The organism is Streptomyces chiangmaiensis (genome assembly GCF_036281785.1).
In the GTDB taxonomy this organism is placed as follows: Bacteria; Actinomycetota; Actinomycetes; order Streptomycetales; family Streptomycetaceae; genus Streptomyces; species Streptomyces chiangmaiensis.
Genome location: NZ_JAYWVC010000003.1, coordinates 58,975 through 72,579 on the forward strand (window position 1 = coordinate 58,975; position 13,605 = coordinate 72,579).

At 70.4% G+C, this 13,605-nt stretch carries 16 protein-coding genes; 8 read left to right on the plus strand and 8 right to left on the minus strand.

Annotated elements, in window-relative coordinates:
- The first annotated feature begins 156 nt into the window (after positions 1-156).
- Positions 157-1,941, plus strand: coding sequence for a glyoxylate carboligase (gene gcl / locus VXC91_RS01895; protein ID WP_329504580.1), 1,785 nt, complete (start codon positions 157-159; stop codon positions 1,939-1,941).
- Between the two features lie 57 nt (positions 1,942-1,998).
- Here gcl and VXC91_RS01900 read toward each other — a convergent pair whose 3' ends face one another.
- The 4 genes from VXC91_RS01900 to VXC91_RS01915 all read right to left on the minus strand — a co-directional run bounded on the left by VXC91_RS01900 (position 1,999) and on the right by VXC91_RS01915 (position 5,152).
- The gene (locus VXC91_RS01900; protein ID WP_329504669.1) at positions 1,999-2,835 is read right to left on the minus strand and encodes a TIGR04222 domain-containing membrane protein; all 837 of its coding nucleotides are present in this window, start codon (positions 2,833-2,835) and stop codon (positions 1,999-2,001) included.
- Positions 2,738-2,974, minus strand: coding sequence for a hypothetical protein (locus VXC91_RS01905; RefSeq protein WP_329504581.1), 237 nt, complete (start codon positions 2,972-2,974; stop codon positions 2,738-2,740). Before VXC91_RS01905 ends, VXC91_RS01900 begins: the two co-directional genes overlap by 98 nt.
- Before the next feature lie 401 nt (positions 2,975-3,375).
- Complete coding sequence (locus VXC91_RS01910) at positions 3,376-4,269, minus strand: 2-hydroxy-3-oxopropionate reductase (RefSeq protein ID WP_329504582.1); 894 nt, start codon at positions 4,267-4,269, stop codon at positions 3,376-3,378.
- Between the two features lie 43 nt (positions 4,270-4,312).
- Positions 4,313-5,152 carry a TIM barrel protein gene (locus tag VXC91_RS01915; RefSeq protein ID WP_329504583.1) on the minus strand — a complete coding sequence of 280 codons (840 nt, stop codon included), beginning with the start codon at positions 5,150-5,152 and terminating at the stop codon, positions 4,313-4,315.
- Positions 5,153-5,427: 275 nt separating this feature from the next.
- On the opposite strand from VXC91_RS01915, the gene VXC91_RS01920 reads away from it, so the two are divergent.
- From VXC91_RS01920 to VXC91_RS01945, 6 genes are all read left to right on the plus strand, one after another.
- Positions 5,428-5,676, plus strand: a complete 249-nt coding sequence (locus tag VXC91_RS01920) for a hypothetical protein (RefSeq protein ID WP_329504670.1) — start codon at positions 5,428-5,430, stop codon at positions 5,674-5,676.
- Entirely contained in the window at positions 5,673-6,041 is a 369-nt protein-coding gene (locus VXC91_RS01925; protein ID WP_329504584.1) for a helix-turn-helix domain-containing protein, read from the plus strand. Before VXC91_RS01920 ends, VXC91_RS01925 begins: the two co-directional genes overlap by 4 nt.
- 176 nt (positions 6,042-6,217) lie before the next feature.
- Positions 6,218-6,727 carry a 2-oxo-4-hydroxy-4-carboxy-5-ureidoimidazoline decarboxylase gene (uraD, locus tag VXC91_RS01930; protein WP_329504585.1) on the plus strand — a complete coding sequence of 170 codons (510 nt, stop codon included), beginning with the start codon at positions 6,218-6,220 and terminating at the stop codon, positions 6,725-6,727.
- A gap of 12 nt (positions 6,728-6,739) precedes the next feature.
- Positions 6,740-7,138, plus strand: coding sequence for a hydroxyisourate hydrolase (gene uraH / locus VXC91_RS01935; RefSeq protein ID WP_329504586.1), 399 nt, complete (start codon positions 6,740-6,742; stop codon positions 7,136-7,138).
- A gap of 8 nt (positions 7,139-7,146) precedes the next feature.
- Complete coding sequence (pucL, locus tag VXC91_RS01940) at positions 7,147-8,067, plus strand: factor-independent urate hydroxylase (RefSeq protein WP_329504587.1); 921 nt, start codon at positions 7,147-7,149, stop codon at positions 8,065-8,067.
- 123 nt (positions 8,068-8,190) lie between these two features.
- A complete protein-coding gene (locus VXC91_RS01945; RefSeq protein ID WP_329504588.1) occupies positions 8,191-9,570 on the plus strand; it encodes an 8-oxoguanine deaminase in 1,380 nt (459 codons plus the stop codon).
- A 105-nt stretch (positions 9,571-9,675) separates the two neighbouring features.
- Here VXC91_RS01945 and VXC91_RS01950 read toward each other — a convergent pair whose 3' ends face one another.
- The 4 genes from VXC91_RS01950 to VXC91_RS01965 all read right to left on the minus strand — a co-directional run bounded on the left by VXC91_RS01950 (position 9,676) and on the right by VXC91_RS01965 (position 12,869).
- Positions 9,676-10,110 carry an acyl-CoA thioesterase gene (locus VXC91_RS01950; RefSeq protein WP_329504589.1) on the minus strand — a complete coding sequence of 145 codons (435 nt, stop codon included), beginning with the start codon at positions 10,108-10,110 and terminating at the stop codon, positions 9,676-9,678.
- A 126-nt stretch (positions 10,111-10,236) separates the two neighbouring features.
- Positions 10,237-10,863: a hypothetical protein gene (locus VXC91_RS01955; RefSeq protein WP_329504591.1), complete on the minus strand. Its 627-nt coding sequence runs from the start codon at positions 10,861-10,863 to the stop codon at positions 10,237-10,239.
- Between the two features lie 62 nt (positions 10,864-10,925).
- Positions 10,926-11,576, minus strand: a complete 651-nt coding sequence (locus tag VXC91_RS01960; RefSeq protein ID WP_329504593.1) for a histidine phosphatase family protein — start codon at positions 11,574-11,576, stop codon at positions 10,926-10,928.
- An 84-nt stretch (positions 11,577-11,660) separates the two neighbouring features.
- Positions 11,661-12,869: a pyridoxal phosphate-dependent aminotransferase gene (locus VXC91_RS01965; protein WP_329504672.1), complete on the minus strand. Its 1,209-nt coding sequence runs from the start codon at positions 12,867-12,869 to the stop codon at positions 11,661-11,663.
- A 69-nt stretch (positions 12,870-12,938) separates the two neighbouring features.
- On the opposite strand from VXC91_RS01965, the gene VXC91_RS01970 reads away from it, so the two are divergent.
- A complete protein-coding gene (locus tag VXC91_RS01970; RefSeq protein WP_329504594.1) occupies positions 12,939-13,583 on the plus strand; it encodes a winged helix-turn-helix transcriptional regulator in 645 nt (214 codons plus the stop codon).
- Positions 13,584-13,605: the final 22 nt, after the last annotated feature.

Here is a 13,605-nt window from a genome sequence, read left to right on the forward strand (position 1 = left end):
CGTCAACCGGGAATCCGAGGACCCTCCGCCCTTGACGCCTCCGGCCCGCCCACCTACATTGCTTCCAGATAGTAGAAACAAAATTCCACATTACGAAAGTGCTCACCGCGGGGCGCGACGGGAGCGCGAGTCCGACAGCCGAAGCAGGAGTACTCAATGGCTCGTATGACCGCTGCCCGCGCGGCAGTCGAGATCCTCAAGCGCGAGGGCGTCAGCAACGCGTTCGGGGTCCCGGGTGCGGCGATCAACCCTTTCTACGCGGCCCTGAAGGCGGCCGGCGGGATCCAGCACACGCTCGCCCGCCATGTCGAGGGCGCCTCCCACATGGCGGAGGGCTACACCCGTACGCACCCCGGCAACATCGGCGTCTGCATCGGCACCTCGGGCCCGGCCGGGACCGACATGATCACCGGGCTCTACTCCGCGACCGGCGACTCGATCCCGATCCTCTGCATCACCGGCCAGGCGCCGACCGCGGTCATCCACAAGGAGGACTTCCAGGCCGTCGACATCGCGTCGATCGCGCGGCCGGTCACGAAGATGGCCGTCACCGTGCTGGAGGCGGCACAGGTCCCCGGAGTCTTCCAGCAGGCCTTCCACCTGATGCGCTCCGGTCGCCCCGGTCCGGTCCTCGTCGACCTGCCGGTCGACGTCCAGCTCACCGAGATCGAGTTCGACCCGGAGACGTACGAGCCGCTGCCGGTCTACAAGCCCGCCGCGACCCGCGCCCAGATCGACAAGGCGATGGCGCTCCTCAATGCCTCCGAGCGCCCGCTCATCGTGGCCGGGGGCGGTGTCATCAACGCCGACGCCGCCGAACTCCTCGTGGAATTCGCAGAACTGACGGGCACTCCGGTCGTCCCGACGCTGATGGGCTGGGGCGTCCTCCCCGACGACCACGAGCTGAACGCCGGAATGGTCGGCCTGCAGACCTCGCACCGCTACGGCAACGCGACGTTCCTGGAATCCGACTTCGTGCTCGGCATCGGCAACCGCTGGGCCAACCGCCACACCGGCAGGCTCGACGTCTACACGGCGGGCCGCACGTTCGTCCACGTGGACATCGAGCCCACCCAGATCGGCAAGATCTTCGCCCCGGACTACGGCATCACCTCCGACGCCAAGGCGGCCCTCGAGCTGTTCGTCGAGGCGGCACGGGAGTCGAAGGCGGCGGGCGGGCTGCCCGACCGCTCCGACTGGGCCGCCGCCGCCCAGGAGAAGAGGGGCCGCCTCCAGCGCCGCACACACTTCGACGACATCCCCATCAAGCCGCAGCGCGTCTACGAGGAGATGAACAAGGCCTTCGGTCCCGAGACCCGGTACGTCTCCACCATCGGCCTCTCGCAGATCGCCGGCGCCCAGATGCTGCACGTCTTCAAGCCGCGCCACTGGATCAACTGCGGGCAGGCCGGACCGCTCGGCTGGACCGTCCCCGCCGCGCTCGGCGTCGCCAAGGCCGACCCGGAGGCGTCCGTGGTCGCCCTGTCCGGTGACTACGACTTCCAGTTCATGATCGAGGAGCTGGCCGTCGGGGCACAGCACCGGATCCCGTACATCCACGTCCTGGTGAACAACTCCTACCTGGGCCTGATCCGCCAGGCACAGCGGGCGTTCGACATCGACTTCCAGGTCAATCTGGAGTTCGAGAACATCAACTCGCCGGAGCTCGGCGTCTACGGCGTCGACCATGTGAAGGTCGCCGAGGGCCTGGGCTGCAAGGCGATCCGGGTGACCGACCCGAACGAGCTGGGCGCCGCCTTCGAGCAGGCCAAGAAACTCGCCGCCGAGCACCGGGTGCCGGTCGTCGTCGAGGCGATCCTGGAGCGCGTCACCAACATCTCGATGTCGACCACCAACGACATCTCCCATGTGGTCGAGTTCGAGGAGATCGCCACGGAACCGCGCCACGCGCCCACGTCCATCAGGACGCTGAAGGTCTGACCGGATCGTCACAGGGGGCGGCCGGTGCATGCGACCGGCCGCCCCGCACGGCTGTCCTCATGCCGTCCCGCAGCCGCTGTCCCCGCCGCCACCGCTTGCGCCCCAGCCCGGCCGGAGCTCCAGCTCCGTGGTCCCGGCACGCCCGACGAGCCCGGCCTCACGGGCGAAGCGCGGCACGAGCGAGGTCAGCGCCCGGTCTCCGTACAGCGCGACGGCGAGCAGCAGTTCGTCGTGCAACAGGCCCTTCCTGTACGCGGGAAGCGGCTCCCGGGTACGCAGCGACCGCAGAGTGCGCCGTGCCGTCCATGTAGGGCCGCGCAGGAAGCCGCGCAGCAGGCCGGCCGCCACGAGCTCCCCGCGCAGCTCGGTCAGCGCGCTCCGCACGCCCCGCCGCTCCGACAACTGCCCCATCCCCGCGGGCCGGTAGAGCGCGGAACGCACCGCCTTCGTGAGCCTGGGCACGGACTGCCCCGCGTCGCCGAGCGCCCGCGTGGACCGCATCGTGCCCGCCCGGCCCGCCTCGACGGCGCCTCGCAGATGCAGGTCGAGCACGGCGACCGTGAGGGCGGCGCGCGGACCGCCCCGCAGAAACGCGATCTCGTGCGGTTCCAGCCGGATCGTCGCAGCCTCGCCCATGGGATCCTCCGAACGAGGCGGGGCCCGCCGCCCCCGTGCCGGCGGGCCCCGCGTGCCGGTAATCTGCCCGGACTCATGGGGAGTTGAAGCATCCCGGGTGGTGTTCAGAGGTTGATTTGAGGGTTGCGTGGACGGTGTACGCCCGCGTACCTGGACGGACTCAGTCGACGTCGTGCTCCGACAGTCCCGGCCAGTCGTCGGGCCCGCCGCCCTGCCACTCGATGAGGTCGCTCTCCTCGACCTCGATCCGGTCCAGATCGGCCAGGCGCAGGATCTCGACGACATCGTCCAGGTGGCTGGCGATCCCGAGGGTCACATCGCCCTCGGTGACCCGTCGCGAGCCGTCCAGGGCCGGCGAATGCACCACGATGTGCGGATGCTCCGTTGAGTTCTCCATGTCTTCAGGCTCCTGCCGCCGGGCCGGGTCCGCACCCGGGTGCACCGAGAGCGCCGGATACGCCGCGTTCCGTATCCGGCGCTCTCATGCGTCCATGAGTGGGGACCGCGGCGGGTGCGACGGTCCGGGCGAGCCTCCCTCAGGTCGAGAGGCAGGTCCCGGTCCTTCACCACCGCACTGGCTCGCACGCCGCCGCGGCCCTCCCCCCACCCGCCGCCGGGTCGGGCGACCACCCCTCATCCGGGTCGCTCGGTGGTGACGGGCCATGCGTCCGCTTCCCGACCTTCCGTCAGGGTCCGGACGCGGCTTCGGGTTCGTCGAAGGTGGTTCCGGGCCGTGGCGGCGCCTGGGCGCGACAGGACAGTTGTCGGCGCCGCCGCGGCCCGGAGGTCTCGCAGGTGTCAGACCTGCTCGCCGGAAAGGCGTTCCACACCGCGCAGCAGGGCCGAGTGGTCCAGCCCGCCGTCGCCCTGCGCACGCAGACTGGCGACCAGCTGGGCGACCACGGCGCCCACCGGGATGGCCGCCCCGACGGCCCGGGCCGCGTCCGTGACGATGCCCATGTCCTTGTGGTGCAGGTCGATGCGGAAGCCCGGCTTGAAGTCGCGGGCCAGGAAGTTGTCCTTCTTGCGGGCCAGCACGGTGGAGCCGGCGAGACCGCCGCCCAGGACGTCGAGCGCCGCCTTCAGGTCCACGCCCGACCTCTCCAGGAAGACCACGGCCTCGGCACACGCCTCGATGTTCACGGCGACGATCAGCTGGTTGGCGGCCTTCACCGTCTGGCCCGAGCCGTGCGGACCGCACAGCACGATGGTCCTGCCCAGCGTCTCGAAGATCGGCCGAGCCGAGTCGAAGTCGGCCTGGTCACCGCCGACCATGATCGACAGTACGGCCTCGACGGCACCGGCCTCACCACCGGAGACCGGGGCGTCGAGCACCCGGATGCCCTTCTCCCCGGCGGCCGCCGCCAGATCGATGGAGGTCTGCGGCGTGATCGAGGACATGTCGATCAGGAGTGCGCCGGGCCGGGCGTTCTCCAGGATGCCGTCCGGGCCGTGTGCGATGGCCTCGACCTGCGGGGAGGCGGGCACCATGGTGATCACGACATCGGCGCCCCGGACGGCCTCGGCGACGGAACCGGCCGCGGTGCCGCCGGCGGCGGTCAGGCGGTCCAGCTTCTCCTGCTCCAGGGTGTAGCCGGTGACGTCGTATCCCGCCTTGATCAGGTTCTCGGACATCGGGGAGCCCATGATGCCGAGGCCGATCCAGGCGATCTTGGGGAGCGTGGTGGTCATGGGGTGCCTCTCTGACTACTGCGATACGTCGGTGGGTTGCCGCTCAGCGGGCGGCGCGTGCGTGGGCCGGCAGCCAGTCGAAGGCCGCGGCGCTCGGTGTGTCCCCCGGCTTGTACTCCAGCCCGACCCAGCCCTCGTAACCCGCCTTGGCCAACTGGTCGAGGAGGTCCTCGAGGGGGAGGGAACCCGTGCCAGGGGCGCCGCGGCCGGGGTTGTCGGCGATCTGGACGTGGCCGGTCCTCGACGCGTACCGCTCGATCACCGACGGCAGGTCCTCGCCGTTCATCGACAGGTGGTAGAGGTCCATCAGGAACTTCGTGTTGCCGAGCCCGGTCGTGGCGTTGACCTTGTCCACGATCCCCACCGCGGAGGGGGCGCTGACCAACGGGTACAGCGGTGACTCGGGCCTGTTCAGGGCCTCGATCAGCAACACGGCCCCGACACGCTCCGCGGCCCGTGCCGCGAGCGCCAGGTTCTGCAGGGCGAGCGCGTCCTGCGCGGCGGGGTCCACGCCGTCGACGCGGTTGCCGTACAGCGCGTTCAGCGCCTTGCAGCCGAGGGACTGGGCGAAGTCCGCCGCGACGTCGACGTTGGCGCGGAACTTCTTTGACTCCTCGCCCGGGACCGACAGGGCGCCGCGGTCCGGGCCCGGAAGCTGCCCGGCGTAGAAGTTCAGGCCCGCCAGCAGCACCCCCGCGTCCTCGATCGCCTTTCTCAGGGCGTCGAGCCGGGACTGCTCCGGGGTCGGGGAGTCGACCCAGGGCCACCACAGCTCGACCGCGGTGAAGCCCGCCGCGGCGGCGGCCGCCGGACGTTCCAGGAGGGGGAGCTCCGTGAAGAGGATCGACAGGTTGACGTTGAAGCGCTGGTCTGCGAATCCCATCGGGGCGCCGCTCCTTTTCCGTATTCCGGAAGTATGTTTCTGCTTAATGGAAGCCTGCCGCCGGAGTGTGAAGGTGTCAAGGGCACTCACGAAAAAGTGCGCCCATGTGAGCCGCGTGCGATCCGGGCCCCTATCCCCGGCCCCCGCCGCCAGATTTCGGGAGGTGAGGCCCCCGGAGGGGTCCGTTAAGGTCTCAGCAGGCGGCCGGGGCGGTCCGACCCCGACGGTGGACCTGGCGGCACGCGCGGGTGGGAGGAGATGCCATGGGGGCACAGGTGCGATTGAGAGTGGAGTTCACGACCGAGCCCTTCGACCTTGACGAGGCGCCCGCGCATGCGCTGGTCGCACGGGAGGTCATCGGTTCGGCCGGGCTGGACGCCGTGGACGTGGGCCCGTTCGGCAACACCGCGGAGGGTGGCGCCGACGCGGTGCTCGGTGCCGTCGACGCCGTGCTGCGCAAGACCCTGGCGGCCGGAGCCACCCGGATCTCGCTGCAGGTCAATGTGATCGAGGAGGGGGAGTGACCGGCATCGGTGACGAGCCGTTCATCGCGGCCGTGAAGCCTCTGGTCGACGCCATGGGCGGCGAGATGCTGCCCCCCGGCCAGGCAGACCCGGACGATGTCGTGCTCGCCTGGGAGGGCGCGGACGTCGTCGCCGTGCGTCTGCCCCAACTCGCCGACTCGCTGGATCACATCCTGGCCGCGATGGAGCGCAAGCGCGGCACGCCGCTGGCCGAGCTGGACCGCAAGGCCAAGCAGGAGGTCGTACGGATACTGGAGGCGCGCGGTGCCTTCTCCGTGCGCCATGGGGTGGAGACCGTCGCGAGCGCCCTCGGCGTGAGCCGCTTCACCGTCTACAACTACCTCAACCGCGAGAAGGGGTCCTGACCGGGCTCCGGCGTTCCTTCCCGGGGCCTGCCGCGAGCCGCCGCCCGGGCGCCCGGGCGGCGGCTCGCGCGCTCCGCCTCTCACCGCTCCGGATTTTCAACAAAGTGTTGACGGCGCTCGCGCGTGGGCGTTAGCTGTTCGCAAGCCGTTCAGCCCCCAAGTCACGGAGGCCCCCTGTGACGTCGACTTCCACGCCGCCGGGCCTCGCCCGGTTCAACGCCCTGGAGGAGCGTGCGGCTCTGGCCGTACTCCTCGAGGTGTGCGCCTCCACGGCGTGGGCCGGGCGGCTGCTCGCCGCACGCCCCTACGCCGCCGCCGAGGACCTCCACGCCGCGAGCGACGCCGCCATGGCCGAACTGACCGCGGCGGACCTGGACGAGGCGATGGCCGGGCACCCCCCGATCGGCCGCCCCACGGCCGGGGATCCCGTCTCGGCCCGGGAACAGCGCGGCATGGCCGGCGCCTCCGGGGAACTCAGGGCGGAGATGCTCGAACTCGACCTTGCGTACCAGGAGAAGTTCGGCCATGTCTTCCTCATCTGCGCGACCGGGAAGACCGGAGAGCAGATGCGGGACGCGGTCAAGGAGCGGATCGGCAACGCGCCGGAGCAGGAGCGGGAGATCGTCCGGACCGAACTGGGCATGATCAACCGTATTCGGCTCGCCCGACTGCTGGACACCGTCTGAAGAGGACAGCGTATGAGCACCGAGACCACCGCCTCCGTGTCCACGCACATCCTGGACACCAGCGTCGGCCGCCCCGCCGAGGGCGTCGCCGTCCGTCTCTTCGCCCGCTCGGGCCGGGACGCGGACTGGCGGATGCTCGGCGCCTCCGCGACGGACGCGGACGGCCGGTGCAAGGACCTCCCGGCCTCGCCGGAGGGCACGACCCATGTACGGCTCGACTTCGCCGTCGAGGCGTACTTCGACAAGAAGCAAGCCGATGCGCAGCAGGACGCCCCCGCGAATCGGGACAGTGGTGCGCCAGGAGCGTTCTTCCCGGAAGTGGCGATCACGTTCGCGGTCGTACCGGGCGAGCACTACCACGTACCGCTGCTGCTCAACCCGTTCGGCTACTGCGTATACCGAGGGAGCTAGCGGACACCATGGCAGTTCATTCCCACCCGGCCCGCCCTGCGGTGCTGGGACAGAACCAGTACGGCAAGGCGGAGAACCGCGTCGTCAAGATCACGAGAGACGGCGCCACCCATCACGTCAAGGACCTCAATGTGTCGGTGTCGCTCTCCGGCGCCATGGAGGAGGTCCACTACTCCGGCTCGAACGCCCACGTCCTGCCGACCGACACCACCAAGAACACGGTGTACGCGTTCGCCAAGGAGTACGGCATCGAGTCCGCCGAGCAGTTCGGCATCCACCTCGCCCGGCACTTCGTGACCTCGCAGGAGCCCATCCACCGGGCGCGCATCCGTATCGAGGAGTACGCCTGGGACCGGATCGAGACCTCCCGGGAAGGCGCCCACTCCTTCGTCCGCGAGGGCCGGGAGACACGGCTGGCCCAGATCACGTACGACGGTGAGAAGTGGGAGGTCGTCTCGGGTCTGAAGGACCTCGTCGTGATGAACTCGACCGACTCCGAGTTCTGGGGCTACGTCAAGGACAAGTACACGACGCTGCCCGAGGCATACGACCGCATCCTGGCCACCGAGGTCTCCGGACGCTGGCGGTTCAACTGGACCGACGACGCACGGGAGATGCCCGACTGGGAGAAGTCCTACGAGCAGACCAGGAAGCACCTGCTCCAGGCCTTCGCCGAGACCTACTCCCTGTCGCTGCAGCAGACGCTGTACCAGATGGGGGCACGCATCATCGACCACCGCGACGAGATCGACGAGGTCCGCTTCTCGCTGCCGAACAAACACCACTTCCCGGTGGACCTCGAGCCATTCGGGCTGAAGAACGACAACGAGGTGTACGTCGCCGCCGACCGCCCGTACGGCCTGATCGAGGCCACCGTCCTGCGGGACGGGTGCGAGGCGAGGATCCCGGTGGACCTCACCGATCTCTGACGAACCGGTGCCCCCGGTCGTCCGGGGGCACCCTCCTCCTTCGGCACCCGTGGCCCCCGGGCCGCGGCACTCAAACTCCCGGGGTCCTGCCGTGCCCTCTCCACAGAGCGAAAAGGACGAACCGTGGCAGCAGCCCAGCGCATCGTCATCGAGAACGGTGCGATCGCGACCGTGGACGCCGACGACACCGAGTACACCTCGGGCCATGTCGTCATCGCCGGGAACCGTATCGAGGCGGTCGGCGCGGGCAAGGCGCCCGAGGGCCTGGAGAACGTCGTGCGGCGCGTCGACGCGTCCGGTCACCTCGTCACCCCGGGCCTGGTCAACACCCACCACCACTTCTACCAGTGGATCACCCGGGGCCTGGCCACGGACCACAACCTGTTCGACTGGCTCGTGGCGCTCTATCCGATCTGGGCGCGCATCGACGAGCCCATGGTGAACGCGGCCGCACAGGGTTCACTGGCCATGATGGTCCGCGGCGGCGTGACCACCGCCATGGACCACCACTACGTCCACCCGAAGGGTACCGGCGACCTGTCGGGCGCCATCATCCGCGCCGCCCGCGCGACGGGCATCCGGTTCACCCTGGCCCGTGGCTCCATGGACCGCAGCGAGAAGGACGGCGGTCTGCCGCCGGACTTCGCGGTGGAGACCCTGGAGGGTGCGCTGGCCGCGACCGAGGCGACCGTCGACGAGCACCACGACGCCTCTTTCGACTCCATGGTCCAGGTGGCCGTGGCGCCCTGCTCCCCGTTCTCCGTCAGCACCGAACTCCTGTGCCAAGGAGCGGAGTTGGCGCGACGCAAGGGTGTGCGGCTGCACACCCACGGGTCGGAGACGGTGGAGGAGGAGAAGTTCTGCCACGAGCTGTTCGGCATGGACCCGACGGACTACTTCGAGTCCACCGGCTGGCTCGGCGAGGACGTGTGGATGGCGCACTGCGTCCATATGAACGACTCCGACATCGCCGCCTTCGCCCGCACACGCACGGGCGTCGCGCACTGCCCCTCGTCCAACGCCCGTCTGGCGGCCGGTATCGCCCGTGTCCCCGACATGCTCGCCGCCGGCGTCCCGGTCGGCCTCGGCGTGGACGGCGCGGCGTCCAACGAGTCCGGTGAACTCCACACCGAGCTGCGCAACGCGCTGCTGATCAACCGTCTGGGCGCCCACCGGGAAGCCGCTCTGAACGCGCGTCAGACACTGCGCCTGGGCACGTACGGTGGTGCCCAGGTCCTGGGCCGCTCCGCGGAGATCGGCTCCCTGGAGCGGGGCAAGCTCGCCGACCTCGTGCTCTGGAAGCTCGACACCCTGGCCCACGCCTCGATCGCCGACCCGGTGACCGCGCTGGTCTTCGGCGCGGCGGCCCCGGTCACGCTCTCGCTGGTGAACGGCGAGCCGGTTGTCGAGAACGGCCGTCTGCTGCACATCGACGAGGACGCCGTCGCCCGCTCCACGCGGGAGGAGGCCCGTCGCCTGGCGCGGATCGCCGGACAGGCCTGAGCAGATGGGACTCCGGCCGGGAGGGACGGCGTCACATCGCAGAGGCGCGCGCCGCCCATGACGCGGAGCACCGCCCGGAGCCGCTCGGCGCGTAGGCCGCGGACCTCACAGTCCGAACACCTTCGGCTCGCCCGCCAGTGCCCGGAAGTACCCCTGCGGGTCGGCCACCAGCCTGCGCTCCTCGAGGTCCATCAGCCCGCCGACCGATGCCACCTCCGCGGAGACCGTGCCGTCCGCCTTGCGTATCGTCTGTGCGACCCGGAACGTCTTGCCCTCGCCCCACTCGAAGGCGCACGTCACCTCGACCTCGTCGCCCGCGCGCAGCTCCCGCAGATAGCGGATCGTCGTTTCCAGGACGACCGGCCCGACCCCCTTGGCGAGCAGCTCGGACGGGTTCACTCCGGCGGCCTGGAGCACGCTCCAGCGTGCGTGCTCCGCGTACTGCAGATACACACTCTGATTGAGGTGCCCCAGCGCATCGGTCTCGTACCCGCGGACGGTGACCCCGATGGTGAAGGGCTCTGCGGCGTACTCGGCCATGATGTTCCTCCAAGGTGACGGCATCGGACGTAGGGACGTACGAATCTACGTCAGGGCTTCGCGTGCCGATCATCCGGCCGAGGCCGACTCATGCACGGTGAGCGAAAAGTTCGCGCCCCATGGGGCTCATGTGCGCCGCGGCGACGCCAGTAGGTAGCGCGCCCGGGTCCTCGGCTCGGTGTGCTCGCTCACCTGCCAGCCCGCCCGCTCCAGCGTGGTGGCGCAGGCGCGCAGTGCCGTGAGGTCCTCTTCGTACACGGCGACCGCCTCCGGCTGCGGCGTCGCCCGTACCCGGTAGCCCTCGCCGTCGCCCGGCGCGGGCCGGTGTCCCGCCGCCTCCAGCGCGAGTGCGGCGGCCCGCACCAGATGCGCACGCTCCCAGTCGCAGGGGCGGTCCGTGGCGCCGCCAGGATTCGTCATCCGGCGCAGCTCCAGCAGTCCTTGCCAGGCGCCGTGCACCTCCCGCTGCCGCGCGGAGGTGGTGTGCGCGGCCTCCTCGCCGCCGACGCGCGGGGCGAACACACCGGAGTCCTCCGGGGCCGAGGCCGGAGCCGCCGGCTCCTCGGCGGGCGTCTCCCGCAGGCGATGCCCCGCGGGGGTCAGGAAGTGGTCGTGCGGTGGACGCGGATGCTTGAAGGCGAGGCCCCGCTTCACCAGTGCGGACAGCTGGGCGTCCGTGCCCCTCAGGCGCCCGGTCACGGGATCGGCGGTGTCGATGACACGCCGCTGCGCGGCGGTCGGCGGCCGGGTCACGACGGTGCTCCTTCCCCCCCCGGGGCGGACCGGACCTGGGAACCGGGGCCCGGGCCCCGAGGTCAGCGCTCTGTGGGCCCCGCCTCCCCCGCCGAGAGGGACCCATGGGAACAGTACGCGTCGGGTCTGACATTCCAGCCGGCCACGACGTGGCGGCGGTGTTCCAGGCCCAGCCGGCTCATCGTCCCCGTGGAGAGCTGGAACAGCGCGCCCGCCGACGGGGACAGTCCGAGGCGCCGCGCGGTCAGCACCCGCAGGAAATGGCCGTGCGAGACGACGACTACGCTGCCCTCCGCGTCGCCCAGCGCCGCGTCTATCTTGGCGAGCATGCGGTCCGCACGCACCCCGATCTCGTCCGGGCTCTCCCCGGGGTGCTCGGGCGGCCCGGGTGTGACGCCGTCGGTGAACAGAAACCAGTCCGGCCGCGTCCGCTGGATCTCGACGGTGGTGACCCCCTCGTACCCGCCGTAGTCCCACTCGGACAGGTCCGCGTCGACACGCGCCCCGCCGATGCCGGCCAGCCGGGCGGTCTCAAGGGCCCGCTGCATCGGGCTGACGAACGTCGCCGCGATGTGATGCCGTGCGATCAGCGGAGCCAGCCGACGCGCCTGCTCCCGGCCGTTGTCGGTCAGCGGGACGTCGGTCCATCCGGTGTGCCGCCCCGACAGCGACCACTCGGTCTCCCCGTGCCGGACGAGAATGAGGTCGCCCACGCCGTGCCCTTCCTGTTCCGCCTATCGGCACCGTGCCACACGCATGCGGCGCCGGCAGGAGGGGTTGGGCCAGACGGTCGCTCCCTACTGGCGGTATCCGCTGAGGAACCGCCCGATCCGCCCGATCGCGGCCTCCAGGTCGTCCGCATGGGGAAGCGTGAGGATGCGGAAGTGGTCGGGAGCGGGCCAATTGAAGCCGGTGCCCTGGACCACCTGGATCTTCTCGCGCAGCAGCAGGTCCAGGACGAACTGCTCGTCGTCGTGGATCCGATGAACCTTCGGATCGAGGCGCGGGAACGCGTACAGCGCGCCCTTCGGCTTCACGCAGGTCACGCCGGGGATGTCGTTGAGCTTCTCCCAGGCGCGGTCGCGCTGCTCGTGGAGGCGGCCGCCCGGCGCGGTCAGCTCATGGATGGACTGGCGGCCGCCGAGCGCGGCCTGGATCGCGTACTGGGCAGGTGCGTTGGCACACAGCCGCATGGAGGCCAGCATCGACAGGCCCTCCAGGTAGTTGCGGGCGTGCTGCTTCGGACCGGTCACCACCAGCCATCCGGAGCGGAAGCCCGCCACCCGGTAGGTCTTCGACAGCCCGCAGAAGGTGAGCACCACCAGGTCGGGGGCGAGCGCTGCGGCCGAGTGGTGCACGGCGTCGTCGTACAGGATCTGGTCGTAGATCTCGTCCGCGAAGACCATCAGGCCGTTGCGGCGTGCGAGGTCGAGGATGCCTTCGATGATCTCCTTCGGGTAGACCGCGCCCGTCGGGTTGTTGGGGTTGATGATGACGACGGCCTTGGTGCGGTCGGTGATCTTCGAGGCCATGTCGTCCAGGTCGGGATACCAGTCGGCCTGTTCGTCGCACAGGTAGTGGACCGCCTTGCCGCCCGCCAGGGTCGTCACGGCCGTCCACAGGGGGAAGTCCGGTGCGGGGATGAGGATCTCGTCGCCGTCCTCCAGCAGCGCCTGTACGGCCATCGAGACCAGTTCCGAGACGCCGTTGCCGAGGAAGACGTCGTCGACGCCGACCTCCAGGCCCCGCTCCTGGTAGCGCTGGGCCACGGCACGACGGGCGGAGAGGATGCCGCGCGAGTCCGTGTAGCCGTGCGCCTGCGGCAGCATCCGGATCATGTCCTGGAGGATCTCCTCCGGCGCCTCGAAGCCGAAGAGCGCCGGATTGCCGGTGTTGAGGCGAAGGACGCTGTGGCCCGCCTCCTCCAGCGCGTCGGCGTGCTCGATCACCGGGCCGCGGATCTCGTAACAGACCTCGCTGAGCTTGCTCGACTGCCGGAACTCCATGAGCCGCTTCCCCTCCGCCATCTGGTGATGCTTGGTTTTACCAAGTGGCAGCTTGGAAAGTCCAACAACATGTCTAGACTGCGTCGCATGTCACCTCGCCGAAGCTACGACCAGTACTGCTCCACGGCCCGGGCCCTCGACGCCGTCGGCGACCGCTGGACCCTCCTGATCGTCCGTGAGCTGCTCGCGGGACCGCGCCGCTACACCGATCTGCACGCGGATCTGCCGGGCGTGAGCACGGACGTCCTGGCGTCCCGGCTGAAGGACATGGAGCGCGACGGGCTGATCACACGGCGGCGGCTGCCGCCGCCCGGGGCCGCGTTCGTGTACGAACTCACCGCTCTCGGAAGGGACCTGCTTCCGGTGCTTCTGGCGCTCGGGACCTGGGGCGCACCCGCGCTGGCGGAGCGCAGGCCGACGGACGCGGTGCGCGCGCACTGGTTCGCGCTGCCGCTGCTGCGCTCGCTGGAGGGGGAGGGGCTGGTCGAAGTGCGGCTGGACGAGGGGAAGTTCCATCTGTGGCTGGGCGCCGAGGAAGGCCCGGTCTACGGCGACGGCGCGGCCCCCGGGGAACCCGACGCCCGGCTGACCCTCGACGGGGGCACGTGCGCGGCCCTGGGCCGGGGCACCTTGACGTTGCATCAGGCCGTACGGGCGGGGCGCGTCGAGGTGTCGGGGGAAGGGACACTCGCCAAGATGCTGCGCGGGGAGTGAATCGCGCCTCCGGCGCGTCCCG